The sequence below is a fragment of the Thermomonospora echinospora genome (assembly GCF_900108175.1).
Taxonomy (GTDB): Bacteria; Actinomycetota; Actinomycetes; order Streptosporangiales; family Streptosporangiaceae; genus Thermomonospora; species Thermomonospora echinospora.
Map to the genome: position 1 here is coordinate 597,732 of NZ_FNVO01000002.1, position 25,211 is coordinate 622,942.

General features: G+C 72.0%; 21 protein-coding genes and 1 other RNA gene. 8 read left to right on the forward strand and 14 right to left on the reverse strand.

All coding sequences use genetic code 11. The annotated features are described in order from the left end of the window. Nucleotides 1-75: 75 nt before the first annotated feature. Nucleotides 76-315 (reverse strand): hypothetical protein, encoded by a 240-nt coding sequence (locus C4U03_RS07050; RefSeq protein ID WP_146087277.1) that lies wholly within the window; start codon nt 313-315, stop codon nt 76-78. A gap of 171 nt (nt 316-486) precedes the next feature. Between C4U03_RS07050 and C4U03_RS07055 the strand changes: the two genes are divergently transcribed. The 3 genes from C4U03_RS07055 (at nt 487) to C4U03_RS07065 (ending at nt 2,899) form a co-directional block, all read left to right on the forward strand. Beyond that, nucleotides 487-999 carry a SigE family RNA polymerase sigma factor gene (locus C4U03_RS07055; protein WP_103936806.1) on the forward strand — a complete coding sequence of 171 codons (513 nt, stop codon included), beginning with the start codon at nt 487-489 and terminating at the stop codon, nt 997-999. Further along, nucleotides 996-1,916: a hypothetical protein gene (locus C4U03_RS07060; protein ID WP_103936807.1), complete on the forward strand. Its 921-nt coding sequence runs from the start codon at nt 996-998 to the stop codon at nt 1,914-1,916. The genes C4U03_RS07055 and C4U03_RS07060 overlap by 4 nt, the downstream gene beginning before the upstream one ends. A 152-nt stretch (nt 1,917-2,068) precedes the next feature. Further along, nucleotides 2,069-2,899 carry an NmrA family NAD(P)-binding protein gene (locus C4U03_RS07065; protein WP_103936808.1) on the forward strand — a complete coding sequence of 277 codons (831 nt, stop codon included), beginning with the start codon at nt 2,069-2,071 and terminating at the stop codon, nt 2,897-2,899. A 174-nt stretch (nt 2,900-3,073) separates the two neighbouring features. On the opposite strand, the gene C4U03_RS07070 is transcribed toward C4U03_RS07065, so the two are convergent. Beyond that, the gene (locus C4U03_RS07070) at nt 3,074-4,183 is read right to left on the reverse strand and encodes an NAD(P)H-dependent flavin oxidoreductase (RefSeq protein ID WP_103936809.1); all 1,110 of its coding nucleotides are present in this window, start codon (nt 4,181-4,183) and stop codon (nt 3,074-3,076) included. Nucleotides 4,184-4,370: 187 nt separating this feature from the next. Beyond that, the gene (locus C4U03_RS07075; protein WP_103936810.1) at nt 4,371-5,549 is read right to left on the reverse strand and encodes a DUF3068 domain-containing protein; all 1,179 of its coding nucleotides are present in this window, start codon (nt 5,547-5,549) and stop codon (nt 4,371-4,373) included. 217 nt (nt 5,550-5,766) lie between these two features. Between C4U03_RS07075 and C4U03_RS07080 the strand changes: the two genes are divergently transcribed. Together C4U03_RS07080 and C4U03_RS07085 are read left to right on the forward strand one after the other, a co-directional pair. Beyond that, nucleotides 5,767-6,513, forward strand: a complete 747-nt coding sequence (locus C4U03_RS07080; protein ID WP_103936811.1) for a class I SAM-dependent methyltransferase — start codon at nt 5,767-5,769, stop codon at nt 6,511-6,513. Next, nucleotides 6,510-7,733 carry an acyltransferase family protein gene (locus C4U03_RS07085; protein ID WP_160146918.1) on the forward strand — a complete coding sequence of 408 codons (1,224 nt, stop codon included), beginning with the start codon at nt 6,510-6,512 and terminating at the stop codon, nt 7,731-7,733. Before C4U03_RS07080 ends, C4U03_RS07085 begins: the two co-directional genes overlap by 4 nt. 36 nt (nt 7,734-7,769) lie before the next feature. Here the strand turns inward: C4U03_RS07085 and C4U03_RS07090 are convergent, their stop codons facing one another. From C4U03_RS07090 to C4U03_RS07105, 5 genes are all read right to left on the reverse strand, one after another. Continuing rightward, nucleotides 7,770-12,038, reverse strand: a complete 4,269-nt coding sequence (locus C4U03_RS07090) for an alpha-(1->3)-arabinofuranosyltransferase domain-containing protein (RefSeq protein ID WP_103936813.1) — start codon at nt 12,036-12,038, stop codon at nt 7,770-7,772. 164 nt (nt 12,039-12,202) lie between these two features. Further along, a complete protein-coding gene (locus tag C4U03_RS07095; protein WP_103936814.1) occupies nt 12,203-13,384 on the reverse strand; it encodes a glycosyltransferase family 4 protein in 1,182 nt (393 codons plus the stop codon). After that, nucleotides 13,381-14,184, reverse strand: a complete 804-nt coding sequence (locus C4U03_RS07100; RefSeq protein ID WP_103936815.1) for a glycosyltransferase — start codon at nt 14,182-14,184, stop codon at nt 13,381-13,383. Before C4U03_RS07100 ends, C4U03_RS07095 begins: the two co-directional genes overlap by 4 nt. Before the next feature lie 13 nt (nt 14,185-14,197). Further along, nucleotides 14,198-14,332, reverse strand: coding sequence for a hypothetical protein (locus C4U03_RS42395; protein WP_268817493.1), 135 nt, complete (start codon nt 14,330-14,332; stop codon nt 14,198-14,200). Then, a complete protein-coding gene (locus C4U03_RS07105) occupies nt 14,329-16,074 on the reverse strand; it encodes a hypothetical protein (protein WP_103936816.1) in 1,746 nt (581 codons plus the stop codon). The genes C4U03_RS42395 and C4U03_RS07105 overlap by 4 nt, the downstream gene beginning before the upstream one ends. A gap of 169 nt (nt 16,075-16,243) precedes the next feature. Here C4U03_RS07105 and C4U03_RS07110 point away from each other — a divergent pair, with 169 nt between their 5' ends. Then, nucleotides 16,244-17,215 carry an alpha/beta hydrolase gene (locus tag C4U03_RS07110; RefSeq protein ID WP_160146919.1) on the forward strand — a complete coding sequence of 324 codons (972 nt, stop codon included), beginning with the start codon at nt 16,244-16,246 and terminating at the stop codon, nt 17,213-17,215. A 171-nt stretch (nt 17,216-17,386) separates the two neighbouring features. On the opposite strand, the gene C4U03_RS07115 is transcribed toward C4U03_RS07110, so the two are convergent. The 5 genes from C4U03_RS07115 to C4U03_RS07135 form a co-directional block, all read right to left on the reverse strand. Next, nucleotides 17,387-18,988 (reverse strand): hypothetical protein, encoded by a 1,602-nt coding sequence (locus tag C4U03_RS07115; protein ID WP_103936818.1) that lies wholly within the window; start codon nt 18,986-18,988, stop codon nt 17,387-17,389. Nucleotides 18,989-19,063: 75 nt separating this feature from the next. Next, nucleotides 19,064-19,870, reverse strand: a complete 807-nt coding sequence (locus C4U03_RS07120; protein WP_200827083.1) for an EI24 domain-containing protein — start codon at nt 19,868-19,870, stop codon at nt 19,064-19,066. Nucleotides 19,871-20,006: 136 nt separating this feature from the next. Next, nucleotides 20,007-21,818: an ABC transporter ATP-binding protein gene (locus C4U03_RS07125; RefSeq protein WP_235017685.1), complete on the reverse strand. Its 1,812-nt coding sequence runs from the start codon at nt 21,816-21,818 to the stop codon at nt 20,007-20,009. A gap of 38 nt (nt 21,819-21,856) precedes the next feature. Next, the gene (locus tag C4U03_RS07130; protein WP_103936820.1) at nt 21,857-22,405 is read right to left on the reverse strand and encodes a TlpA family protein disulfide reductase; all 549 of its coding nucleotides are present in this window, start codon (nt 22,403-22,405) and stop codon (nt 21,857-21,859) included. A 27-nt stretch (nt 22,406-22,432) separates the two neighbouring features. Beyond that, entirely contained in the window at nt 22,433-22,936 is a 504-nt protein-coding gene (locus C4U03_RS07135) for a MauE/DoxX family redox-associated membrane protein (RefSeq protein WP_160146920.1), read from the reverse strand. 475 nt (nt 22,937-23,411) lie between these two features. Here C4U03_RS07135 and C4U03_RS07140 point away from each other — a divergent pair, with 475 nt between their 5' ends. Both C4U03_RS07140 and C4U03_RS07150 read left to right on the forward strand, forming a co-directional pair. After that, entirely contained in the window at nt 23,412-23,921 is a 510-nt protein-coding gene (locus C4U03_RS07140) for a S26 family signal peptidase (protein ID WP_103936822.1), read from the forward strand. A gap of 194 nt (nt 23,922-24,115) precedes the next feature. After that, entirely contained in the window at nt 24,116-24,577 is a 462-nt protein-coding gene (locus C4U03_RS07150; protein WP_103936824.1) for an alpha/beta fold hydrolase, read from the forward strand. Between the two features lie 58 nt (nt 24,578-24,635). Here the strand turns inward: C4U03_RS07150 and ssrA are convergent. Then, nucleotides 24,636-25,007, reverse strand: a transfer-messenger RNA (tmRNA) gene (gene ssrA / locus C4U03_RS07155). Nucleotides 25,008-25,211 lie beyond the last annotated feature (204 nt).

Here is a 25,211-nt window from a genome sequence, read left to right on the forward strand (position 1 = left end):
CTTCGTCATGATCTTCGGACCTTCGGACCTTCGGCGCGAACGAGGGGACGCCCTCACTGCGTCCCCTCGCGACGGTCAGCTCAGCAGGTCCTCGGCGCGGTCAACCTTCGCGGCCGCGAGCAGCCAGGCGTCCAGTTGGTCCATGTCGGTACAGCCGGAGACGGTGTCCCGTACCTCGGCGGACACCTCAATCCCCCGCTTGGCCAACAGCCTGAGGATCGCCTCCGCTATGCCCTCTACCTTGCCCTCCGCACGACCCTGTTCGACCTGGGTGCGGGTGTAGTCGCTCAGGAACTCGCGGGTCTCGGTCTTCATGTTCTTCTCCATCTCGTTCCAGACCTCCGCGGGAAGAGCGGCGCGAACGAACTCAGCGTAACGAGCGCCGTGCTCCCCGGGCAGGTCGCGGATCGCGGTGATGAGGGCCTCCAGGGCGGCATAGCGGCGGGGGCTTGGCGGGTCTAGGAGGTGATGGCGTAAGGAGGCTTAGTGAATGCCGAAGCGCGGGAGAGCTTTGCACGGTTCGTGGCAGAGCGGTCGAACAGTCTGATGCGGCTGGCGTACGTACTGGCGGGCGACCAGCACGGAGCCGAGGACCTGTTGCAGTCGGCGCTGGCCCGCACGGCGGCGCGGTGGCGGCACGTCCAGGAGAACCCGGAGGCGTACGTCCGTAGGGCGATGTACAACGAGCAGGTCAACCGCTGGCGACGGCGGCGGCGCGAGTCGGCGGTGGCCGTGCCGCCGGAGACGAGCGTCGGCGACCGCAGCGACGAGGTCGATCTGCGGCTGGCGCTGGACCGGGCGCTGCTGGTGCTGCCGCCGCGCAAACGGGCGGTGCTGGTGCTGCGTTACTTCGAGGATCTGCCCGAGGGGCAGGTGGCGGAGATCCTCGGTTGTTCGGTGGGAACGGTGCGCAGCCAGTCGCACAAGGCGATCGCGCGGCTGCGCGAGATCGTGCCGGAACTGGCCGTGCGACTGGAGACTGTGGAGGGCGCGCGATGACCGACCAGTTGTTGAAGGAGGCGTTCCAGCGGATCGCCGACCGGGCCCAGCCGGTGCAGGGGCTGGCGGAGAAGGCGATGGGGCGAGCCTCCCGCAGGCGGGCCTCGCGCCTGTCGGCCGCGGCGGCGGTGGCGGTGGCCGGCGCGGTGGCCGCGCCGTTCGTGCTGTTCGGCGGCCAGCCCGCCACCGACCCGGCGAATGACCGTGGGAGCCTGGGATTCCCCGTCAACACCCCGTCCGAACGCGCGCTCGCGCGAGAGTGCGCGACCGGTGGGACGGTTCCGAATCGGCCTGAACCCTATTACGGCAAGCCCGACGACTACCGTCTGCTGACAAGTGTGCGAGCCGAGGGCGAAACCGTTGCCCTGGTGGGTACCCGGCACCATTTCATGCTGTGCCTGTCGCAGGCGGGCGGTCACACCGAAGTCCCCTTGCCGGGCGCTTGGATGGGCGATACGGCGGGGGGGCTCTGGTCGTTCGAAGGCGCCGCCCGGATCGATGCCATCCAGTACATGGCCAGGACCGGGGGTGATCCGGTTCCGCGTGAGTTCCGTCATGTGGTCGTGGGCCGGGTCAAGGAGGATGTCGCCAGGGTGGTCGTGACCTGGGACGGGGGGCGGCAGGTCGACGCGGCGGTGCGGAACGGGTTCTTCCTGGCCCGGATCGACGGCATGGCCGTGAAGATCACCGATCGGCGCGAACTGGAGGACCGGGGATTCGGCGATCTCCGTGAACTGCGGGAGCCGGGAGACGACCGGGTCCGGTCGGTGCGGGCGTTCGACAAGCAGGGGAACGATGTGTTCCTGTTCCACACCGGAGACGGCGCGGGCGTCCGGAGGTTCTCCTCTACGGACTGTCCGAAGGGCACGAAGGGGCCCGTGAATGCCCTCTGCGTGGGGCTGCCGAAGCGGTCCTGACAAGACCGACGGGCCCGACCCCCTGCTTCTCTTCTAGTGATCGTCGCAACACCCCGGTTGAGGGGATGCGATGGACCTTGACCTCAAGGTCGGTTGAGTTTCTAGGCTCGCCAACGACCCCTTCCGGACGAGATGACCTAAGGAACTCGACTGTGACGACTTTGGTGACAGGTGCCACCGGGAACACCGGCCAGCACGTTGTGGCAGAGCTGGTTCGCCGAGGAGAGCGGGTTCGGGCCCTGACGCGAAACCCGGCGGCAAATGCGGGAAGGTTTCCGGCCGAAGTGGAGCTGGTGGCCGGCACGCACAACACACCGGAAACGCTGGACACCGCACTTCAGGGTGTCAGCCGGCTGCATATCACGGTGACGGCGGGACTGGCCGAGGTCGGGCCCGAGTTGGTCCAGCGGGCGGTTGCCGCGGGCGTTCAACGCTTCACTGTGCTGTGGGGCGGTTGGGTGGGCCCGGTCGAGCAGGCGGTGGCGGACTCGGGCGTGGAATGGACACGGCTGGAAGCACAGGAGTTCATGTCCAACACGTTGACCTGGGCCGAATCGATCCGAGCCGAGGGAGTGGTCCGAGAACCGTACGACTTGCCCAACGCGCTGGTACACGAGGCCGACATCGGGGCCGTGGCAGCCGTCGCACTGCTCGAGGACGGCCACGCAGGGCGGTCCTACAACCTCACCGGGCCCGAACTGCTGACCCCAAGTGACCGCATCGCGATCCTGTCCCGGGTGATCGGCCGCGACATCGCCTTCGAGCCGATCACGCACGAACAGGCGGTCGACAGGCTGATGGCCACCGGTGTGTCCCGGGCGGACGCCGAGTATGTCGTCGGCTGGTATGCCAAGCCCGATGATGCCGCCACGACCGTGGACGACACGGTGGAACGGGTGATCGGTCGTCCGGCACGTACGTTCACACAGTGGGCGGAGGAGCACGCAGACCGTTTCAAGCCGGGAATGATCTCTACCGGCTGAACGCGCCTACGCCGGCCGATCTCCCTGGTTCCGGGCTCTGGGTTTCCGCGTCCCCCCACCATGAGGTGACGCGGAAACCCATGCCCTCGCCAGGCCGGCCACCGCCGGCAACAGATCGATGTGTTGCGACAACCGCCAGAAAGCGCCCCGGGGCCGGGCCCGTTCGCGACGTGGTCAGGCTTCGGTGAGCTTGTTGAGGCGCTCGACGGCGTCGACGTACTCCTCGATGAGGTCGTAGACGACCTGGGCGGCCGGCTTGACCTGGTTCATGGAGCCGACGATCTGGCCGACCGGGAAGGTGACCAGCTCGCCGTCGCCAGAGCGGTGCATCCGGCGCAGCGCGTCAGCGATCAGCATGAACTGCATCGGCATCGGCAGGGTGCCCGGCGACTCCTCGCTCTCCCAGGCCTCGGTCCAGGGGGTCCGCAGCAGGCGGGCGGGCTTGCCGGTCCAGGAACGGGAGCGGACGGTGTCGCGCGAGGTGGCGTCCAGCAGCTTGCCGCGGGCGACCTCGGGGGTGTCGGCCTCGTCCACGGTGAGCCAGATGGAGCCGGTCCACACGCCGTCGGCGCCCAGGGCCATGCCGGCAGCCATCTGGCGGCCCCGGCCGATGCCGCCGGCGGCCAGGACCATGGTGTCCTTGCCGACGGCGTCCACTACCTCGGGGATGAGGACCATGGTGGACACGTCACCGGTGTGGCCGCCGGCCTCGGTGCCCTGGGCGACGATGATGTCGACGCCGACGGCGACCTGCTTGCGGGCGTGCCGGGCGTTGCTGGCCAGGCCGGCGACCTTGACCCCGTGCCGGTGGGCCTCCTCCACCACGTCGGCGGGCGGCGGGCCGAGGGCGTTGGCCAGCAGCGCGATGGGGTGCCGCAGGGCGACCTCGACCTGGGGCCGGGCGGTGGCGTCGGTCCAGCCGAGCAGGATCTTGTCGGCGCCCTCGGTGGACGGCTCGACGCCGTGCTCGGCCAGCAGGTTCTCCACGAACTGCCGATGCCGGTCCGGGATCATGCCCTGCAGTCTGGCCACCAGTTCCTCGGCGTCGCCGAGGTCGGCGCCCTCGTACTGGGCGGGCATCACCACGTCCACGCCGTAGGGCCGGCCGCCGACGTGCTCGTCGATCCACTTGAGCTCGAGTTCGAGCTCCTCGGGGGTGAAGTGGAGCGCGCCGAGGACCCCCATGCCGCCGGCGCGGCTGACTGCCGCGACCACGTCGCGGCAGTGGCTGAACGCGAAGATCGGGTACTCGATGCCGAAGAGTTCGGTTACTCGTGTCCGCACGCCCCGACTCTAAGCTCCGGACCCGCTAACTGCAACAGGTTCTAGTTACTGATTCCTGGAGAGCAGAGTGCAGGAGGGATGACATAGAACGTGTACCAGAACGTCGGCGGCCCCGCGGGTGGGTACCCGCAGGGCCGCCAGATCACGACGAGGCCGGCCCCGGATCAGGGCCGGAATCAAGCCCGGTTCAAGAACGCCCGGACCGCCGGGCGCCCGCACCGGAAGGGCGCGGGGCCGGGGTCCGCCAAGACCGCGCGGGACCTCCTGCGGCCGGACCGCCGGCCGGACCACCACCGGACGGACCGCCACCGGATGAGCCGCCACCGGATGAGCCGCCGCCGGCCGCCGGGCCGCCGGAGGGCCCGCCGGACGCGCCGAACCTGCCGTCCGGCTTGCGGGTGACCCCGCCGCGGGGCGTCCCGCCGTCCTTGGGGGCGCGCATCGAGATGAACGCCCCCAGCGCGAGCAGCACCAGGCCGCCGGCCAGCCCGCCGATCGGCAGCACCGACTCGACCAGCCTGCGCTGGAAGGCGTAGCCGTTGGACGTGTCGACGTTGCGCCGCTGGTCGCGGTCGACCGTGACCAGCCGGGCCGCGGCGACGACCATCTTGCCCCGGCCGTCCTCGGTCTCCACGGTGCTGCGGATGTTCTGGTCGTGCTTGATCGGGATCCCGGTGCGCGGATCCACCCAGACGGTGATGGTGGCCGAGAAGTAACGGTCCACCTTGAAGGTCCGCCGCCGGTCCGCGGCCCCGCGCAGGCCGAGCATCTCCCCGGTGGGCCGCAGGTCGATCTTGGCGGTCCGGTAGTTGGGCACCTGCTGGACGAACCGGTAGGCGTTCAGCCCGTGGATCCGCTCCTCGCCGTCGAACCTCATCGGCAGCGAGCGTCGGGTGGACATGTCGAACACCGGGTAGTCCCGCCGCTGCACGTTGCCCAGCGGGAACAGCAGCCCGTACCCCGACATCCGCACCCGGGTGTCCCCGCCGACATGGGAGCCACAGCAGTTGACCAGCTCGGAGGTACGGCGGTCGAAGGCGATCCGGTAGGTCTGGAACTCGACCTGCTTGCGGCGGTCCTTGTCGTAGATCTCGGTGATGGAGTCCCAGACGGCGATGCCGTCGTCGCCCCGGTTGGCGCGGGTGTCGCCGCGCACCGTGTTGGCGGCCGCCAGCGTCACGCCCGTGCGGACCTTGCGCGCCAGCAGGTCGTAGTACTGGGCGTCGCGCGCCTCCAGTTCGGTGGCCTGGTAGAAGTTCAGCGGCGCGCGCACCACCTGGCCGGTGACGTAAAAGCGCACCAGCGGGGCGAGCGCGAGAAGGAACGATCCCAGGCCGACCAGCACCAGACCGAGCGGTCGCCGCATCTGTACCTCCTGGGCTGCCGAGGGTGGGGCCACGGGAATTCGGCGGGCCCGGACGAGTGAGGGAAGGCCGCAGATACCGGGGGTTCGGCGGGCCCTCTACTCCCGCGTAACCCTACCCGAATTGCAACCGTTCGCTTATCCCGTCCCGGTCCGGCCTGCGATCGGAGCCCGCCGGAAAGGTAGGCTCCGGCGTTACGAAATGCGAGGGAGGACCGACATGGGGCAGCCGCAGGCCGCGTACCGGGCGACCCTGGGCCGCTCGTTCCGGCTGCTCGGCGCGTTCCGCCGGGAACAGGCCGACCCGGAGTCCTTCTACGGGCTGATGGCGCGTGACACGGTCGCCCAGCTCGCCGCCTACACCGGGCTGGACGGCGCGACCGTCATCGACGTGGGCGCCGGGTCGGGCTTCTTCACCAGGGAGCTGACCAGGGCGGGGGCGCGCTGCGCCGGGGTGGACGTGGATGCCGGGGAGATCACCGCGTACGGCCCGCCGCGCGGCGACTGCGTGGTCGGCAGCGCGCTGCGGCTGCCGTTCGGCACCGGGACGGCCGACGTCTGTTTCTCCTCCAACGTGCTGGAACACGTTCCCGACCCGTGGCAGATGGCCGACGAGATGGTGCGGGTGACCAGGCCGGGCGGCGTGGTGTACCTGTCGTTCACCAACTGGCTGTCGCCGTGGGGCGGGCACGAAACGTCCCCCTGGCACTACCTGGGCGGGCACCGGGCCGCCCGGCGGTACGAGCGGCGGCATGGCCGCCCGCCCAAGAACCGCTACGGCACGAGCCTGCACCCGGTGTCGATCGGCGACACCCTGGCCTGGGCGAGGCGGCGCGCGGACGTGCGGGTGCTGGACGCGCTGCCGCGCTACCACCCCTCGTGGGCCAAGGGCGTGGTCCGGATCCCCGGCCTCCGCGAGGTCGTGACGTGGAACCTGGTGCTGGTGCTGCGGAAGACCGCCCCGTGACCCGGATCGCCTCCGGACGCGCCGCCGCCACGCCGCAGATCTCTGGGCACCAGGACGGCCTGGACGGGGTCCGGGCGGTCGCCGCCCTGTTGGTGCTGGTCTTCCATGTGGCGCTGAACGCCGGAGTGATCGCCCGGCAGGTCACGGCGGGCTGGGTGTTCAACGGCGGCCAGGCCGGGGTGGCGATCTTCTTCGCGCTGTCGGGGTTGCTGCTGTACCGGCCCTGGGCACACGCCGCGCTCGGCGGGCGGACGGCTCCGGGCGCGGGCCGCTACCTGTTCAGGCGGGCGCTGCGGGTCCTGCCCGCGTACTGGCTGCTGGTGGTCGTCGTGATGCTGGTGGTCTACCGGGAGCACCTCGGGGACGCGCGGTCCTGGCTCGGGCTGCTCACGCTGACGCACATCTACGACCCCCAGGACTGGTGGAACAGCCCGCTGGGCCCGCGCGAGATGGGGCAGGCGTGGAGCCTGGCCGTCGAGGCCGCCTGGTACGTGGCGCTGCCGCCGACGGCGGCGCTGCTGGCCCGGTTCACCCGGCGCGGCGCGGACGTCGCCGGCCGGGCGCGCCGGCTGCTGATCGCCCTGGGCGGGTACGCGCTGGTCTCGTTCGCCTTCACGGTCGTGATGTTCGTGCCCGAGCACCGCCCGTCGCTGGGGATCTGGCCGCCGCGGTACACGGCCTGGTTCGCGATCGGCATGGCGCTGGCGGTGCTGACGGTGTGGGCGAAGGAGGAGCCGTGGGGCGCCGGCGCCCGGTTCTGCCGGACCGTCGCCGCCTCGTGGGGGGCGTGCTGGCTGGCGGCGCTCAGCCTGCTGGTGATCTCCGCCTCCCCCATCACCGGCCCGCTGGACCTGGGCACCGCCTCCACCCTGTGGACGTCGCTGCTGCACATTGCGGTGTACGGGCTGTGCGCGGCGTTCTTCGTCGCCCCGGTGGCGCTGGCCCCGGCCGGGCATCCGGTGATGGACGCGGTGCTGGGCAACCCGCTGATGCGCTGGCTGGGGCGGATCTCCTACGGGGTCTTCCTGTGGCAGATGGCGGTCATCCTGGCCTGGTACGAGGCGACCGGCCGGCTGTTCCGCGGCAGCCTGCTGACCGACCTGCCGCTGCTGGTGGCGGTCTCGGTGCTGGCCGGGGCGGTCAGCTACTACGCGGTCGAGCATCCGGCGCAGCGGCTGGGTCGGATCGGCGGCGGCCGTACGGCGCCCGCCCCTCGGTGAGGGCCGGCCTCCGGAGCGGCGGCACGCTCTGGCCGGTCAACCGGTGGGAGGGCGCCATCGCAGGTCGTCGCGGCGCGGGGGGCCGTCCGTCCCCGCCGCCGGGCCGGGGTCGGGACGCCACAGCCCGATGACCAGCCGGGCCACGATGACCAGGCCCAGCACCTGAGGGATCGCGTCGCCCAGCAGGTCGGTGGGGGCCGCCGGGTTGCCGGTGGTCCGCAGCCTGTCGCCCAGCGCCCAGGAGAGGGCGCCCGCCACCATGAGGCCCGCGACCAGCCACGGGGAAGACAGGATCCGCGCGGCGCGGGCCCGTCTCCCCTGAGCCCAGGCGAACGCCACGGCCATGGCCGCGCAGACCGCCGTACCCACGAAACCGGCGGCCCAGAAGCCCAGCCCCGCCGCGCACAACGCGCCCAGCACGGTGACGACACCCGTGCGCGCGGCCTTGCGTGCGGCCTTGTCGCGTGCGCCGCCGTCGTCGCCCGCCGGGGCGGCGCGGGCGCTGAAACGCCCCAGTCCGTCCGGTGCCCCAGCGGGCACGCGGCGGCGGGTGGCGGGCAGCGCGGCGACCAGGGCGAGGACGGCCATCAAGCTGAGGCCGTTGAGGACGGCAAGCTTGTGGGCGCGGTCGGGCACGTAGGTGAGGGTCACCGGGCCGCTGGTGCCTGCGGGGACGATCCAGCCCTGCTTCCAGCCGTCCAGCCGGACCGCTCTGAGGGTGGTGCCGTCGGCCTCGGCCCGCCAGCCGGGGTTGAAGTTCTCGTTGACCGTCAGGAACGACTCCTCGGCGGTGTCGACCTCGACGACCCGGGTCTCGGCGGTCCACCGCTCGACGGTCACCGCCGAGGTCCGGCCCCGGTCCTTCAGCGCACCGGTGTCGACCACCGCCGACTCGATCCGGTAGGGGCTGAGGGGGACGCCGGCCAGCCGGTTGCCGCCGGCGGCGATCGGCGCCCTGCGGCAGGCCTCGAACCGGACCGGCCGCCCTTCCAGCAGGTCGCCCATCGCCCCGGTGACCTTCGTGGGGATCTCGACCCCGTTCACCCGCACCTGCGGACCCCAGCCGCAGCGCAGGTTCAGCGGCGTCCAGGTCACCGGCGGCAGCGGTCGCACCCCGGGGATCGTGATGTCGGTGATCTGCAGGGCCGGCTGCACCGAGGCGTTGAACGTCAGGGTCAGCGAGCCGGTCCGCAGCGGCGCGAAGCTCAGCCCGCCCCGCTCGTCCACCAGACCCTCGCGGGTCTGCCCGCCGTCGGCCAGCAGCGTGACCCGCAGCGGGCCACGGGCGCCGGGCGGGCGGGCCACGGTGATCCGGTCGAGGGTGACCCGGCGTCCCCAGCTCACCTTGTAGACGGGCGTGGTGTCGTCCTCCGCGGCGATCCACACCGTGGAGACGTCGCCGTCGAAGGCCGAGCGGGCCAGGGCCGCCGGATGGGGGCGGCTGGAGCTGGCGGTGACCTGCACACCGGGGTCGAAGGTGGTGTAGCGGCCGATGGACTGGTTGTCGATGAGGGTCGCGGTGCCGGTGATCACCCCGCCGGCGGAGGCCCGCGCGGTGAACGTGCGGTCGAAGCCGTTGCCCTCCTCGTCCGCCCGTTCCAGCGAGGGCGAGCACACCCAGTTGGCCGAGCCCTTCATGCACTCGGCGGCGCGGCCGGGCCCGCGCGACAGCGCGTAGGAGGTCTTGGAGGCGTCCGGGGCGGGCAGGCGGAGCGTCCGCTCGGGCTTCACCCCCGGCACGGTCAGCTCGGCGATGCCGACGCGGGCGAACACCGGGACGGGCACGGGCTCGGCCAGTTCCAGGACGCGCACGCGCAGCCAGCGCGTCGCCCCCGGCGGCACCCGCAGGGCCTGCGGCCCGGAGACCGCGCGCACCGGCTGGGCGATCGTGCCCGTCTCGGTCTCCACCGCGATCCTGCTGGGCGACGGGCCGAGCAGGTCGGCGTTCTGCACGAAGGTGGCGGTGACCCGGCCGGGCTCGGTGGGCCGAGTGAAGTCGACCCGCAGCCACTGGCCGAGCGGCCCGTCCCAGCCTCCGGTCTGCCAGAACGTGCTGGGGTCGCCGTCCAGCGCCGAGTAGGGGCCGCGGCCGAGATCGTGCTGCTGCGGGATCGTGCCGGAGTCGGCCGCCGACGCCGAGGAGGTGACCGACCTGATGCCCCGATAGGAGGCGGTGGTGGCGTAGCGGTCCCAGCCGTCGTCGAGGATGTCGGTGGCCCGGCCGCGCTCGCCCGGGGTCAGCGTCGGCGAGATCTGGTGCAGCTCGCCGAAGTTGCGCCGGGTCAGCCGCAGGGAGTCGGCGACGACGGGTGCGCCGTCGACGTCGGCGGCGTCGTCGTTGAGCAGCACCGGCCTGCCGCGCAGCGCCCCATTGTCGGCCAAGGTCAGCAGCGCCTCGGGCGAGCCGTACAGCCGGATGGCGTCGGCGGTGTCGGTCACGCTCACCACGTCGTCGGCGTCGTCGACCTCATAGACCTCCAGCGCCGGGTAGCGCTGGTCCGTCGAGCCGATCGCGTCCGAGGTCGGCTGCCCGACCGCGGGGCCGAACTGGGCGACCCTGCGCAGTCCCGGCGAGCCGTCCAGCGCCTGGTGCAGCCGGGCGGGCCAGCCGCCGCGCAGTCCCTCCCGCTGCAGGTCGTTGCGGACGAGCACGAAGCGCACGCCCATCCGGCCGAGGAACTCCGCCAGCCCCGGCGACCCCCGGCCGGAGATCACCCGCTGGTCGATGGCGTCCAGCGCGCGGGTGTAGCCGGGCGACCCGGCCGGGACGAGCTGACGGACGCCCCAGCGCGCCGACAGCAGCGGCTGCATGATGTCGTCCATCGGCCGGCCCCACAGGTACTGGCCGAACGGCGCCCCCGGCAGGGCCAGCACCGCCTGCTCCCCGGCCCGCCCGTTCAGCCAGGCCGCCGCGTCCCGCCAGTACCCGGGCACCTGCCGGAAGTCGCCGGGCCCGGACAGGCCGCTGCTCAGCGCGGTCACCGCGACGCCCGCCAGCGCCGCGTACGTCACGGCGACGGCGCGCAGCCGGTGCCGGGCGCGCGGGATCGACGCCAGCACGTGGGCCACGCCGAGGGCCAGCGGCAGCCGCACCGCCCCGTCGAACTTGTGCAGGTTGCGGATCGGCGCCAGCGGACCGTCCAGCAGGTCGCGCAGCGGCGCGGCCAGCGGGCCCTCCAGCGCGCTGAGATGCCCGGCCGTCATGATCGTGAGCCCGGCCAGCAGGGTGAGCAGCAGAAACGTCCGCTCCGGCAGCCGGGAGCGCAGCAACCCGGCCAGGCCGAGGGCGGCGACCAGCCCGGTGCACAGCACGGGCAGCGTGTCCAGCGACAGCGCGTGCCCGACCGGCCACCAGACCTGGCCGTCGATGATCAGGTAGTTGACCCAGCGTTCGGCGCCGCGCAGCACGTTGACCAGCCCGGTCGGGCCGGTGGTGGTCTCGGCCTTCTCGGTGTAGGTCAGCCAGGAGAACCCGTAGGTGCCGGTCAGCAGCAGCGGCACCAGCCACCAGGCGGTGGCCATGGCGACCGCCGCCGACCACCAGGCCGTCAGCCGGATCCGGGGCGTACCGCGCGGCCGGGTGAGCAGGTACAGGAACGGGACGACCAGCACGGCGGCGGTGGCGGCGGCGTTGATGCCACCGCAGCAGGCCACCGCGAACCCGGAGCGGGCCGCCGCCCGGATCCGGCCGCCGCCCTCGACGGCGGTGACCAGGGGCAGCACGATCCACGGCAGCATCGCCAGCGGCAGGTACTCCGAGGAGATCTGCCCCAGCACGGCCAGCCCGCCCGGGGCCAGCGCGTACACCAGGCCCGCCACCAGCCGGGTGAGCGGGCCGCCGATCCCCAGCCGGCGGGCCAGCCGTTCGGTGCCCAGGAACGCCAGGCACAGCAGCAGCGACAGCCACAGCCGCTGGGTGATCCAGGCGGGCATCCCCACCAGGTCGCCGAGCGCGAAGAACGGCCCCATCGGGAACCAGTAGCCGATGGCCTGGTTCTGCAACTGCCCGAACTGCTCGGGGTCCCACAGGTGCAGGGCGCGGCCGAGGAACCCCAGCGGGTTCACCGCCATGTCGATCTTGGTGTCGGCCAGGATCCGGCCCGGCCGGGTGGAGGTGGCCAGCACCGTCAGCGCCAGGCAGCAGGCCAGCAGCCGCAGCCGGTCCCGCAGCCGGGTGTCGATCTCCTCGGCTCCCCCGGCGGGCCGGTGACCGTTCGGGCCGGGCCCGGCGGGCTCGCGGTCGGCGTCGGCCAGCCGCACGGCGAGCGCGTCGACGCCGGTCCTGATGGCCTGCCCTAGTGCCACGGCCGCGCTCGTCTCCCCTCCGTGTCCCCTCCGTGCCCCAACGGTGGACCGTCCCCGACGGCAGGCGGGCCGGCGACCGTTGCGCGGAGGGCGCGGCCACGACCGGGCGCGAGGTCACCGGCCGGTGTCTCGGCCATCCGGGAGGTTCGAGTCACCGTACACGCTCACGACCATCCCTCCGGCAGGGGTGGGCGGCCGGCGATCCGCTCCTCTTCGGCGGTCAGGAGGGCGGCCATGCGGTCGGCGGTGCGGGCCCAGTCGAACTCGGCCGCCCAGCCGCGGCAGGCGGCCGACACCTCGATCCGCCGCAGCGGGTCGTCCAGTTCCTTGAGGGCCCGTTCCACCACGTCGGACAGGTCCTCGCCGTCGCGGACGAGCCAGCCGGTGACGCCGTCGCGCACCGCGTCCCGCAGCCCCTCCACGTCGTAGGCGACGGTGGGGACGCCCAGCGCCGCCGCCTCGATCACCGACAGCCCCCAGCCCTCGCCGCGCGAGGTGCTCAGATGCAGGACGGCGCCCGCGACCAGGGCGGCCTTGTCCTCCTCGGAGACGAAGCCGTGCACGGTGACCACGGCGCCGAGGCCGCGCCCGGCGATCCCGGCGGCCAGCGCGCCGGCCTCCGGCCCGTCCCCCACGATGTGGACGCGCAGGCCGGGCCACTGGCCGCGGAGCCGTTCGGCCAGGTCGAGGAGGCGCTCGACCCGCTTGTGCGGGACGAGTCGGCTCACGCACACCAGCGCCGGGTCCCCGATCCCGCGGGCGGGGGGCACCGGCTCGGACGGCAGCGTCAGCCCGTTGGGGACCAGGTGGATCGGGCCCTTCCAACGCAGCCGTTCCCGCATGGCCCGCCGCGTGGACGGCGAGACGGCCACGCAGGCGTGCCGCCGGTAGGTCCAGCGGGCCACCGGCCCCTCCAGCAGCCTGCCCACCCAGGCCAGCCAGGACGGGAAGTACAGCCCGAACTGCTCGGAGTGCACGTGGTGGACGACGCAGAACACCCGCACCCGCCGGGGCAGCACCCACGGGGTGAAGAAGGGGATGCCGTTCTGGCAGTCGACCACCGCGTCGAAGCGGCGGCGCCGCACCAGCATCCACAGCAGGACCAGCGGGTAGACGGTGAACCGGCCACCGAGCCGGACCAGTTCCACGCCCTCCACCCGTTCGCGCCGCCGCTGCCCAGGGGCGCGCGCGGTCACGTACCGCACGTCCGCGCCACCGGCGGCCAGGCGGCGGGCCAGTTCCCAGGCGTACCGCTCGGCCCCACCCGCGGCGGGGTGCCAGGGGTCCCGCCAGTTGACGATCGCCGATCGCAGCCCGCGGCCCCGGTGCGCAGGGCCTCGCGTCATCCGGACCCGGACCCCGAGGTCTCGGGCAGCGCCAGCGCGACCGGGGCGGCGGCCGCGGCCCGGGGCGCGGCGCCCAGCCGGCGGATCCGCACCAGCTCGCCGAACACGTCCAGGGAGTGGCGGCTCAGCGAGAACGTGCTGCCGGGCACGTCCCGCCAGATCACCGGGATGTCGGTGATGGGGGCGCCGCGCCGGACGCAGTGCATGAGCAGTTCGACGTCGAAGGCGAAACCGGTGGTGCGCAGCTCGGCGGCCACCTCACGGGCCAGCGGCCCGGCGAAGAACTTGAACCCGCACTGGGTGTCGGCGATCCAGCCCGCCAGGTCGCGGATCGCCAGGTTGAACGCGATCGCGCCGAGCCGGCGCAGTGGCTGCCCGTAGCCCTCGACGACCGAGCCCGGGTGCCGGCGCGAGCCGACCACCACCGGATGCCCGGCGGCCAGCAGGTTCAGCGCCCGGTCCAGCGCCGCCAGGTCGGTGGCCATGTCGGCGTCGCAGAACCCGACGTAGGGCGCGCCGGTGGCCAGCAGCCCGGCTCGTACCGCCGCGCCCTTGCCCGGCCGCGCGCAGTGCAGCAGCCGGACCGGGACGGGGCCGTGCCAGGCCCGGACGATCTCGGCGGTGCCGTCGGTGCTGGCGTTGTCGACCACGATCACCTCGGCGGCGACCGGCAGCGCCCGCAGCCGCTCGCTCAGCAGCGTCAGCCCGAGCGGCAACCGCCGGGCCTCGTTGCGGGCGGGCACGACGATCTCCAGACGGGCAGGACCGTCGGTGCCGGCCTCGTCCGGGAATCGGCCCATCACACGAGGGGTTTCACTTCGTGCCGTAGTTGTACAGCGGCTCGATGACCGGGTCCTGCTGCGAGGCGTTCGCCATCTGCACGACACCGAAGGAGGCGCCGCTGGCCAGGAGGACTCCGACAAGGGCGGCGATCGCGATCCGCATCACGGGGCCTTTCTGCGGCGGGGCGGGAAGATCGAACGGGGGATCAGAGTAGTGGCTGCCGCCGACGATGACCAGACAACCACCCCAATCGTGACGATCCAGGCGACACCTGCCGCGGCGGCGGGCGCCCCGGCGTCCTCGGCCCTGCCCGGCCGCGGAATCTGGAACAGCAGCAGGTCCCGGTCGTGCACCAGGAGCTCCGCCCCGGCCAGCCGCCCGGCGTTCCGCACCCCGGCCCCGGCGCTTCCCGGCGGGTCGGCTGCCGCCTCCCAGGCTTCGGTCTCGGCGTCGACGGCCACGTAACGGACGCCCTCGGCGCGCAGCACGTCGGTGAGCGGCCCGCCCGACTCGATCGCGGAGCCGAGCCGGCGGGCCCGGGGGTCCTCGGTGGGAATGGTGGTGTCGTCGACGCGTACCGCGTCGTTGAAGATCACCCGGCGGGGCAGGTAGCGGGGCAGCGGGTCGAGCACCCGGCGCCGGCCGTTCCACGGATAGCTCCGGTAGGCCGCCCACGGCAGTACCAGCACGTCGCCCCGGGTCGCGTCGGCCGCGATGATCTGCCGAGCCCGGGCCCAGGAGCCCGGATACTCCACCGCCCGCAGCCGCCCGGCCGCGCCCCAGGCCAGCGAGGGCAGCAGCGCCACCGGTACGAGCGCCACGCAGACGGCGACGAACACCGGCAGCCGGGGCAGCGTCCACTCCGCCGCCAGCCCCAGCCCTACCGCGACCAGCACGGCCAGCGGCGCGACGTACTGCTGCCCGTCCCGCAGCACCGCGAACCCCGGCCACAGCTCCACCAGCCCGCGCAGCAGCCCCGGCACCACCACCCCCAGCGACGCCACGACGAACCCGGCCAGGGCCGCCGCGGCGAGCCCCGCGTACAGCCGGTCACGGCTCGCGCGCCACCACAGCCCGTACGCGGCGAGGGCGCCGAGCACCACCAGTAGCCAGGCGGTCGCGGTGACCGGATGCCCGTAGCCGGTCGGCACCGTCTCCCCGTTCCACACGCCGCCGAGCAGCAGCAGGCTGCCCACCGCGCCGAACGGGGTGTCGGCGCGGGCGGCGAACGCCTCCACCGCCGCCCCGTCCGCCGGGACGCCCGCAGGCCGCAGCCACCCGGTGACCAGCCACGGCAGGGAGAGCACCAGGACCACGGCACAGGTGCGGGCCAGCGCCCGGACGCGTTCGCAGCCCGCCGCCAGCGCCACGACAGCGGCCGTCAGCCCCGAGACGGCCAGCGCGGCGAAACCCCCGATCGCGGCGGGCAGCAGCGCTAGGACCAGCCACCGCACCCCGTCCCGCCCACCGGCCCGGGCCGCCCGCGCCACCACCCAGGGCAGTGCCGCGTACCCCAGCAGCAGCGCCCACTGGCCCAGCAGCAGCCGCTCGGCGACGAACGGGTTCCAGGCGTAGCAGACGCCCGCCGCCAGCCGGGGCACCATGCGCTCGGACGGCACCAGCGCGGCCGCCGACACGCACGCCATGACGAAGATCGCCAGCAGGATCGACTTCTGCGCCAGATCCCCCGGCAGCACCACCCCCAGCACCGCCGTGAACACGTCGCTGGGCACATGGCGCGGCAGCGTCCCGGTGAGCCCGAACGCCATGCGGGTGAAGCCCGGCTCCGGGACGAAGACCATGTCGTACGACAGGACGAAACCGGACGCGAGCCCCGGCCCCAGTGCCGACAGCCCGAGCCCGAACCCGGTCAAGGCGGCCAGCAGGTGCCGCGTGCGCCCCCTCACAGCGGCATGAGGCTACCCGAACCCGGCGCCACCGGACGCCGGGCTTTTCCCCGGCTGCCGACAAATGCCGCTCCGCGCTTTATCACCCGGCCTGCCATGACAAATGCCACAGGCGGCTTATTACCTCTCTCACTGGGCCGCCAATGGCCGGGTCCTTATCGTTTCCGTCATGCGCATGCCGACGATCTGCGGGGTCGCGGCGGCGGCCGTCGTGCTCGCCGGGTGCTCGCCGACCGAACTGGTCGATCCCGAACCACTGCCCGAGACCGCGCCGGTGCCGCACGCCGAGGACCGTCGCTTCGACCTCGACTACGCGCCGGGCTCCCCCGCCCAGCGGCTCGACCTGCACGTTCCCGCCGGCACCGCCCCGTCCCCACTGGTGGTCTACCTCCATGGCGGCCACTGGCGCGACGGCGACAAGAGCGAGGTCGAGCGCGACGTCCGCGGGGAACTGCTCAAGGCGGGTTACGCGGTCGCGTCCGTCAACTACCGGCTCACCGCCGAGGCCAGGTGGCCCGCCGCCGTACAGGACGCCAAGGCCGCGGTGCGGTGGCTGCGGGCCAACGCCGGCGAGTACCACCTCGACCCGCACCGGTTCGCCGTCGTCGGTTCCTCGTCCGGGGGCTACCTGGCCGCCGCGGTCGCCCTGACCGGCGACCGCGGGACGATCTTCGATACGTCCCGGGCGGACCCCCCGCGAACCTCCGACGCGGTGCAGGCCGCCGTGCTGTGGTCGGCCCCGGTCGACTTCGGGTCGCTGGACCGCCAGGCCGAGGCCGCCGGCTGCCCGCCCGCCGTCCCAGCGCACGGCGCCGCGGACTCCGCCGAATCCGCGTGGCTGGGCGAGCCCGTCGGCCGGGGCGGCCGCAAGGCCCGCGCGGCGAACCTACTGAGCCACGTCCCGAAGCGCCCCAAACCCCCGTTCTTGCTGCTGCACGGGACGGCCGACTGCACCGTGCCGCCCGCGCAGTCGCAGGCGCTGCACCGCGCGCTGCGCCGCGCCGGCGGGACGAGCACCCTCACCCTGGTCAAGGGCATGGACCACCTCGGCACCCGGTACGCCAAGGCCCGGCTGCGCGCCACCGTCGACTTCCTCGACCGGACGCTCAGCCGGCCCGCCCCGCAGCCGCACACCTCCTAGCAACGGCCGCGCGGCGGCCCTTCGCCGGGAGGGGATGGCGCCGGGTCGCGGCGCGGGTCCGTGGGGTCGCTCGCGCTCCGGCCGGTCCCGGTGCCGGTGCCGGTGCCGCCACCGGCCGAACCGCTAGGGCCCGCCTCTTCTCCCCGGCCGGTCAGGCGGCCTGGGAGGACGTCATTCGGCGGGGCTGGCGGCGGGCTTGAGCCGGTTGATGAACGCGTTGACGTCCGGCCACAGCTTGCGGTGGGTGTTGGGCATGCTCGCGAACACCACCGCGGGCACGTCCCGGCCGGTGTCGATCACCGCCACCGCCACCACCTCGCCGGTCGCCTTGATCCCCGGCCGCTGGTAGGTCAGGTACGAGCTGACCAGCCAACCCTTGCGCCCGCCGACGTTCAGTGGCTGGGAGGCCAGCGGCCGCTCCTTGTGCGGGAAGGCGTAGTACTGCTCGACCAACCCGTCGCGCGCCATCACCGTGACCCGCTTCAGGCTCCGCGGGCCCTTGAACTCCCCGGCCAGCGACGGCTGCAGCACGCCGGTCAGCAACTGGCCGTACCAGACCCGCGCGCCGTTCCGCTCGGTCACCGCCACCTGCTGGCCCGACCAGCCGGCGGTGCCCAGCCTGTTCTTCTTGGTGGGCAGTTGCCACGGCGCGGCGAACCGGGGGTACGCCAGCCCCGAACGCCGGTCGGCGACCATGCCGACCGCCCGGCTCGGAGTGCCGGCGAAGCGCGGCATGGCCTTGTCCGGCGGCAGGTTCACCCGGGGCTTGGGCGGGGTGTCACGCTCGGCGGGCAGCCCCTGCGTGGCGGGCGGCGCGGACGGCGTGTCCGGAGCCGTCGTGGAGTCGCCGCCGCGCTTGACGTAGAAGAAGCCACCGACAGCTGCCAGCGCGACGACCAGCACGCCCACGCCCGCGAAGAGCGCGACCCGGGAGCGGCCCCCCTCCTCGAAACCGGCGTCGGACGGCGTGCCGCCGCCCTGCCTGGCCCGCTGCTCCTCCTCGTGGATCCAGTCGGGCATCTGCCAGTTGCCGCTGCTGGGCTTGCCGGGCTTGGGTGGGGTGCTCGAACGCGAAATGTCGACCGGCGCGTACCCGGGGACGCCCTCGCCGTCCCCCTCGCCGGGACCGTCGAACAGCGAGCCCTCCCAGCCGGAGCGCTCACCGCCGCTGCCGTCCGGGCCGGCCGGGCCAGCCGCGACCACCGGCGCCACCCGCACGTCGTCGGGCTCCCCGCCGGACGGCCCGGCGGGCGCCTCGGTCCGGGAACCGGCGGCGACCTCGCGGAGCGGCTCGGGGGAACCCTCCCCCGCCCGCTCGGTGCCGGGCTCGTCCCGTCCGGCGGGCGGGCCGTCCCACTCCTCCTGCGGCGCGGCCGGCGTGTCCGGCCGCTCGAACCAGGAGCTCACCGGCATGGGCTCGGACTCGGGGGCGGCGGGCACGGTCACCGGGCCGTCGTCCTCGTCACGGACCGGCCGGTCGGCCGGCCGCCAGTCGTCGTCGGGCGAGCCGGAGGAGGACCCACTTTCGGTCAGTCCGAATTTCGGGGGTTCGGAGAACTCGGTGCGGCCCTCGGGCGCGGGCAGCTCGACCTCGGGCAGCTCGGCGAAGCCCGCCGGAGCGGACCCGGCGGCCCGCGAGGGCGGCCCGGCGCCCTTCCCTTCGTCCTGTTCGGCGCCGTTGACCTGCTGCATGGGACCCGTCGGGTCGTCCGTCACCGTGGTGTCGTCGTTCATCTCGGTCCAGCGCGCTCCGCGCTCCCCCTGATCGGACATGCGGCACACGTTACGCGAAGATCACCATATGTGTCTGGAGCGGTAATTACGCTCCGGACACATCTTCCTATCGCCTCAATATTCACCATGAACACTCTTGTCACCGGCGGTCACCGGCGGCCCCTCGTCCAGCCGCTCGCGGGCCAGCAGCGTACCGCCGGCCACCGCGCCGGGCATGCCGATCACGGCACCCAGCGGGATCAGGAAGGTGACCACCGTGGCGGCACCGAAGCCCACCACCAGCAGCCGGTTGCGTCGCAGCAGCGCGAACCGCTCCCGGCGCCGCAGCCCGCGCCGCTCCAGCGCGATCGCGGTCAGCTCGCCCGCCAGGAAGTAGCCCGACACACAGGCCGCCGCCACCGGCACCACGGTCTGCCCCACCACGGGCACGAAGCCCAGCGCGAAGAACATCACCGCGAACCCGACCGCGACCGCCCCCAGCACCAGCGTGTCCCGGATCGCCCGGCCCACCTGTGTCAGCAGCGGCACCTCCGGCTCGGGCGGCGCCCCGCCCTGCGACTCCTCCACCCGCTCGGCGATCTTCTCGTAGAACGGCCCGCCCACCAGCAGCGTCAGCGCGGTGAACGTCAGGACCGCCAGGAACGCCGCGGCGCCGAAGATCGCCACAGCCGCGATCGCCCGCACCGCCCGGCGCGGCCCCTGCGACCACCCGTCGGCGAAGGGCGTCACCCACCCGGCCAGGTCGTCGGCCCGCCCGGCCAGCCAGACCAGCGCCACCACGTAGAGCACCAGCACGACCAGCGCCGGAATCAGCCCGAACAGCCACTGCCCGGGCCTCCGCGCCACCCAGCCAAACCCCCGCAGGAGGTAGCCCACCCCGATGAAAAGATCCCCGACACCCGATTTGCGCTGCTCGCTCACCGCAGAAACTGTAGCGTTCCCGCGCCTTCCCACCCTCGGGACGGCGCGGTGGCCGTACCGGTCCAGGAACTCCGGGAGCCCGGCGACCCGGAGGGTCCCGGCACGGTACGCGGCATGGAAACGACTGCGGCGCGGGTCACGCACCACATGTACAAGCAGAGTCGGTCTTGTCCAACTGAAAACCGGACGCCTGGCGGGTGAAAAGCCTGGCGTACTCGCCGTCGAGCTTCATGAGCCGGTCGTGGGAGCCCTGCTCGACCACCCGCCCTTCGGCCAGCACGATGATGTGGTCCGCGCCGCGGATGGTGTTCAGGCGGTGCGAGATGAGCAGGCTGGTGCGTCCATGACGATGCGCGCGCAACTTCTCGTGCACGGTGTGTTCGGCGTCGGGATCCAGGCCAGAACTCGGTTCGTCGAGGATGAGCAGGTCCGAGGTGTCGGTACGGAGAATCGCGCGGGCGAGGGCGAGGCGCTGCCACTGCCCCCCGGACAAGAGCACGCCGTACTCCGGGTCTTCGTCGGGGCCCACCGTGAAGAACCGGGACAGAAGGGTGTCATAGCCGTGGGGCAGACCGGCCAGCGTGTCATCGATACCGGCCCACCGGGCGGCGGCACGGAGGCGCTCGGGTTCGTCCAGCGCGTCGATGTCGCCGATCGCGATGTTCTCGGCGGCGGTGAGGTCATAGGCCATGTAGTCCTGGAAGACCGTACTGATCCGGCGGCGCAGGTCCTCGATCCGCAGTTCGCGCAGATCGGTGCCGTCCCAATGGACGCTGCCGCGCTGTGGATCGTACAAACGGCACAGTAGTTTGACGATCGTGCTCTTGCCCGCGCCGTTGAGCCCGATCAGAGCCACGCTCTTCCCGTAGGGGATGGTCAGGTTCACCCCACGCAGCACCCAGGGATGGTCGTCGTCGTAACGGAACCACACGTCCCGCAGTTCCAGGCCGCGCCGTAGCGGATGCACGGCGCCACCCTCGATGGGTTCGGGTAGATCGGGCTCGACGGTGACGACATGCACATAGTGACCGGCGAGGACCAGCGCCTCGTTGAAACCGGCGATCTGGAGCACGATGGACGACAACGCGGACTGGAGCCCGCCCACGGCGGCGGTGAGGACCGCCAGGTCCCCGACGCCGGCCTGGCCCGCGGCGATCCGGGACACCACCATGATCAGTGCGGTGCCCGCGACGACCGCGCTGAGGGCGGTCAGGGTGGTGTTGTAGCGGATGGAGAGGAAGTCCAACCGACGTTCCGAACGCTGGGCGGTGGAGAGTTCCCCGAGCATCCGGCCGCGCAGGAACGAGGCGATTCCAAATAGCCGGATCTCCTTGGCGGCCTGATGTTCGGTGGCCAGCCTCTGATAGAAGATCCGCCGGCGTTCGCTGGGTGCGATCTCCCACATCACGGATGCGTGGCGTCGGCTGAGGCGCAGCTGGACGACCAGTTCGGGCAGGGCTGCGGCGGCGACGACAGCGGTGAGCAGCGGGCTGATGGTACTGAGAACGCCGAGGAATCCGGTGACGGTCACGGCCCCGCGCACCAGGGAGAGAACAGAATCGATGGTGGTGGTCGGCACGGTTTGGCCGGAATGCTGGGCGAGTTGGAGCCGGTCGTGGAACTCCGGGTTCTCCAGCCTCGCCAGTCCTTGCATACGGCACACCGCGGAGAACAGCTCGTCGCTGGTGTGGCGGACGATCCGGCGCTGCTGTTCACGGTTGGCGAAGGCCATGAGCTGGGGCAGCAGCGCCATCACCGCCCCGCCGACGGCGAGCAGGACGGCCAGGACCATCACCGGCGGACCGGAGCCCGTGACCAGCCGGTCGATCAGCAGCTTGGTGAGCCAGGCCATGGCCACCGGCCAAACGCCGGAAACGACGGCGCCGACGAACTGGAACAGCACCAGCACGGGCCCGGCCCGCCAGACCAGCGCCAGGATGACCCGCAACGATCTGAGCCGTGATCCCAACGTGGCGGCGGGCCGTTTCACGTCCGGGCGAGCTCGTTCAGGCACTGCTCGACCTCGTAACCGTCCCCTCTGATCGTCCTGTCGGGGCCCACCAGGTAGAACCAGGGAAAGGCGCTTGCCTGGAAAGCGACCTCCACGTCGCCGGCGCCCTTCTCCATGACGAGATGGATGTCGTCCGGCAACGCTTCCAGCAGCGGTTCCGGCCCCTTGTCTCCGACGATCACCACGGCCAGCGAGCGCATGCCCTCAGCGGATCGGCCACGGATCGCCTCGATGAAGGAGGGCACTCTTTGCAGACAGGCTCCACAGTCGGTGCTGAAGAACCCGACCAGGGTCAGCTTCCCGTCCAGGCTTTCCGCAGTGACCTCCACCCCCGCCGTCGTGGTAGCGGTGAACGCCGGGATCTCCGTGCCCACCGGCAATCCGGGAGCTTCGTCGGCACCCCTGCGCGCAGCGACCCGCTCCGCCTCGTAGGTTCGCAACTTCCTGACCACCCCGAACGTCAGTATGAGGTTCATCAGGACGAGCAAGGTCAGGACACTGACGGCAGCGACCACGATAGTCACGCTTCGTTCTCCTCGATCATCACGGATTCAACGGAACAAGAACAACAGGTCGTCCAGCAGCACGACGAAAGCGACGAAGGCCGACGCGGCCAGCAGGCACAGCAGAACCGCGGCCGGCTCCAGCGGGACACCTTCCACGCCGGGGGCGAACACCGCCCCCGCAGCCGCGGCCACAAAAAGCACGCCGTTACGAACCACATGACGTCGGCCGATCGGCTCCTCGGCTTTACCGAAACACCGGCACGGCTCAGCGAGACCGCGGCGCAGGGCGGCCATCAGCACCACCGCGAACCCGGCCAGCACCGCGGCCGCCATCGCGAACCCGGCCACCTGCCCGCCTGGAACGGCCAACAAGACGACGATGCCCGCCTCCGTCACGATGACACCGGCCGCCACCGGCGCCGCGAACCGGTCCGGCACCCGGCCGATCCGCCGCACCGTCATGACGAAACCGGCCAGGGTTTCCCGCCCGCGAAGTTTGCCGACCATCGAGATCAGGAAGGTTCCCGCCACTGTGGCACGGAGCGTCATTATGAGGTATGGGGCCATACTCCCTCAACGGCTTCTTCGATTCCCTCGATAACAAAAGCGTCTCCCCGGGAGGGGTGGCCCGGGGTGATCACTGATGCTACGGTACATCGTTGGCGGGTATGCGCTTCATCCTTCCCGTCGAAACAAAAGCCACTTGACAGCGGTGCGCATCGAAGGAGTCGCCATGGGCAACCCACTAAATCGCCTAGCCGACTGGGCACTCGCCCAGTTCATGCCGCGCGGCGAGGCGTCGGCCGCCATGTGCGACCCTCCCATCTGCGGCTGCTGGTACAGGACGTGCTATTGCCGGAATTCAAAGGCCTATCAAAAATTGTGCGATGGCGGATGCAATGGAATCCCGGTCTTCTGCCAGGCCGACTCGGCGTGCAGACACATAAACACCTATTGCGCTTGACGCCAAGGTCGATACTCGGGTGAGGGGTCGGCTGCTCATGTGTCACCGGTAAGCTGCAATATGAGCACGATCGGCATTGTCGCGGGATTCGGGGCCGGCTCAGCCGCCGCCATCGGAGCGGCGCTACTTCTACGCCGCCGCAGAATTATCATTCAGGTGCGCGGCGAAAGCATGTATCCGGCACTTCGGCACGGGGATCGGCTACTGGTCCGTCCGTGCGAGGCCGCGGAGGTGTCGGTCGGGGACATCGTCGTCATCGAGTCGCCGGGCCGGGATCTCTCCTGGACCACGCCACCCGCCACGCGCTGGACCCGTGACCGCCGATGGCTTGTCAAAAGGGTCGTCGCCGTTCCCGGCGACCGGCGACCGGATGTGCTGCCCGCTGTGACCAGGGTCCCCGAAGTCGTGGCTCCGAAGACGCTGATCGTACTGAGCGACAACGGCGGGCTCGACTCTCGCGTCTTCGGGCCGATCCCCTTCGAGCGGTTGTTCGGCGTCGCCGTCCGCAGGATGTTCGACGAGCGTGGCGGCGGACGAGAGGCGATTCGGCGCGATGCCCCTTCACCGTGATCGGGAGCCGGGTGCGTCACCTCCATGCACGGCACCGGCCTTCGCGCAATACCGCGACGGGACGGCGTTCGGCCTGGTCGTCATGGATCTCCGCGACGGCCTGATCGCGAGCACGACGACCTACCTCGATCCGTCCCTGTTCTCGTTGTTCCGACTGCCGATGACTCCGGAGCCGCCGCCCCGTATGTAGTTGCATGACCGACATCGTTCCCATGTGGCATGACAAGCGCGGCGCGGGCGACCCGGTGGTGCTCCTACACGGCGGGCTGACCGACGGCCGCTGTTTCACCGGCAACCTCGACGGCCTCGCCGGCACGTTCACGATCTACCTGCCCGACCGGCGCGGCCACGGCCGTACACCCGACGTCCCCGGCCCCATCACCATCGACCTCATGGCGCGGGACACGGTCGCGTTCCTGGAGGGGGTGGTCGGCGGCCCGGCCCGGCTGGTGGGCTACAGCGCCGGCGGTACGGTGGCGCTCTACCGGGCCCTGCCCAACGCCGAGCTGGCCGTACTGCCGAACCCCAGCCACCTGCTGTTGATGGAGCACGCCGAAACGGCTCGGACCATGGTGCGGACGTTCCTGACAACGGACGCCGCACCGACATACATGCCCATCGCCCGCGCCCGCCAAGGCGCCCCCAACGCAAGGTAGGCACCGGGGACGCAGAACGGCCCGACCGGTACTCCGGTCGGGCCGTCACTTCTGACGCTCGTGGAGGTGGCGGGAATCGAACCCGCGTCCTTCGGTAATGAGTCAGGGCTTCTCCGGGCGCAGCCTGCTAGTCGTTTTCTCAGCCCCGGTGCTCACGCAGGCGTGTCACCGACGGGCTCAGTCGCTGTTAGTTGTTCCTGCTCACCCCGCGACCGGGTGGGCAGGTGGAGTCTCCTTACGATGCCAGATCCCGGGCCGGAGACACTCCCGGGCTGACAGAGTCGCTACTCGCTCAGGCGGCGAGAGCGAACTCGGACTGCGGCTTATTGGCAGTTATTTGTTCGCGGTCACAGGATTAACGAGGTCGCAACCGCGGCCCTCGGCCCGCTTCCCCTGGCTCGATCGACCGAAGTCGAAGCCGGTCACCCCCATGTGCACTTGTCAAGAACCCCGGACCCGCTCACGCGCGTCCATGACAAACCGTACCTCCACAACACCGCCGATGCCAACGGCATTCCCATCCCAGGGTCCGATCCTCAGGGCCTCCCCCGACGGCACCTTCTCAGACTTCGACACGACCGGCGCTCAAGACCACCCGCGAGCGGGCCCGCGCGGTCTGGACTGAGGAGCGGTG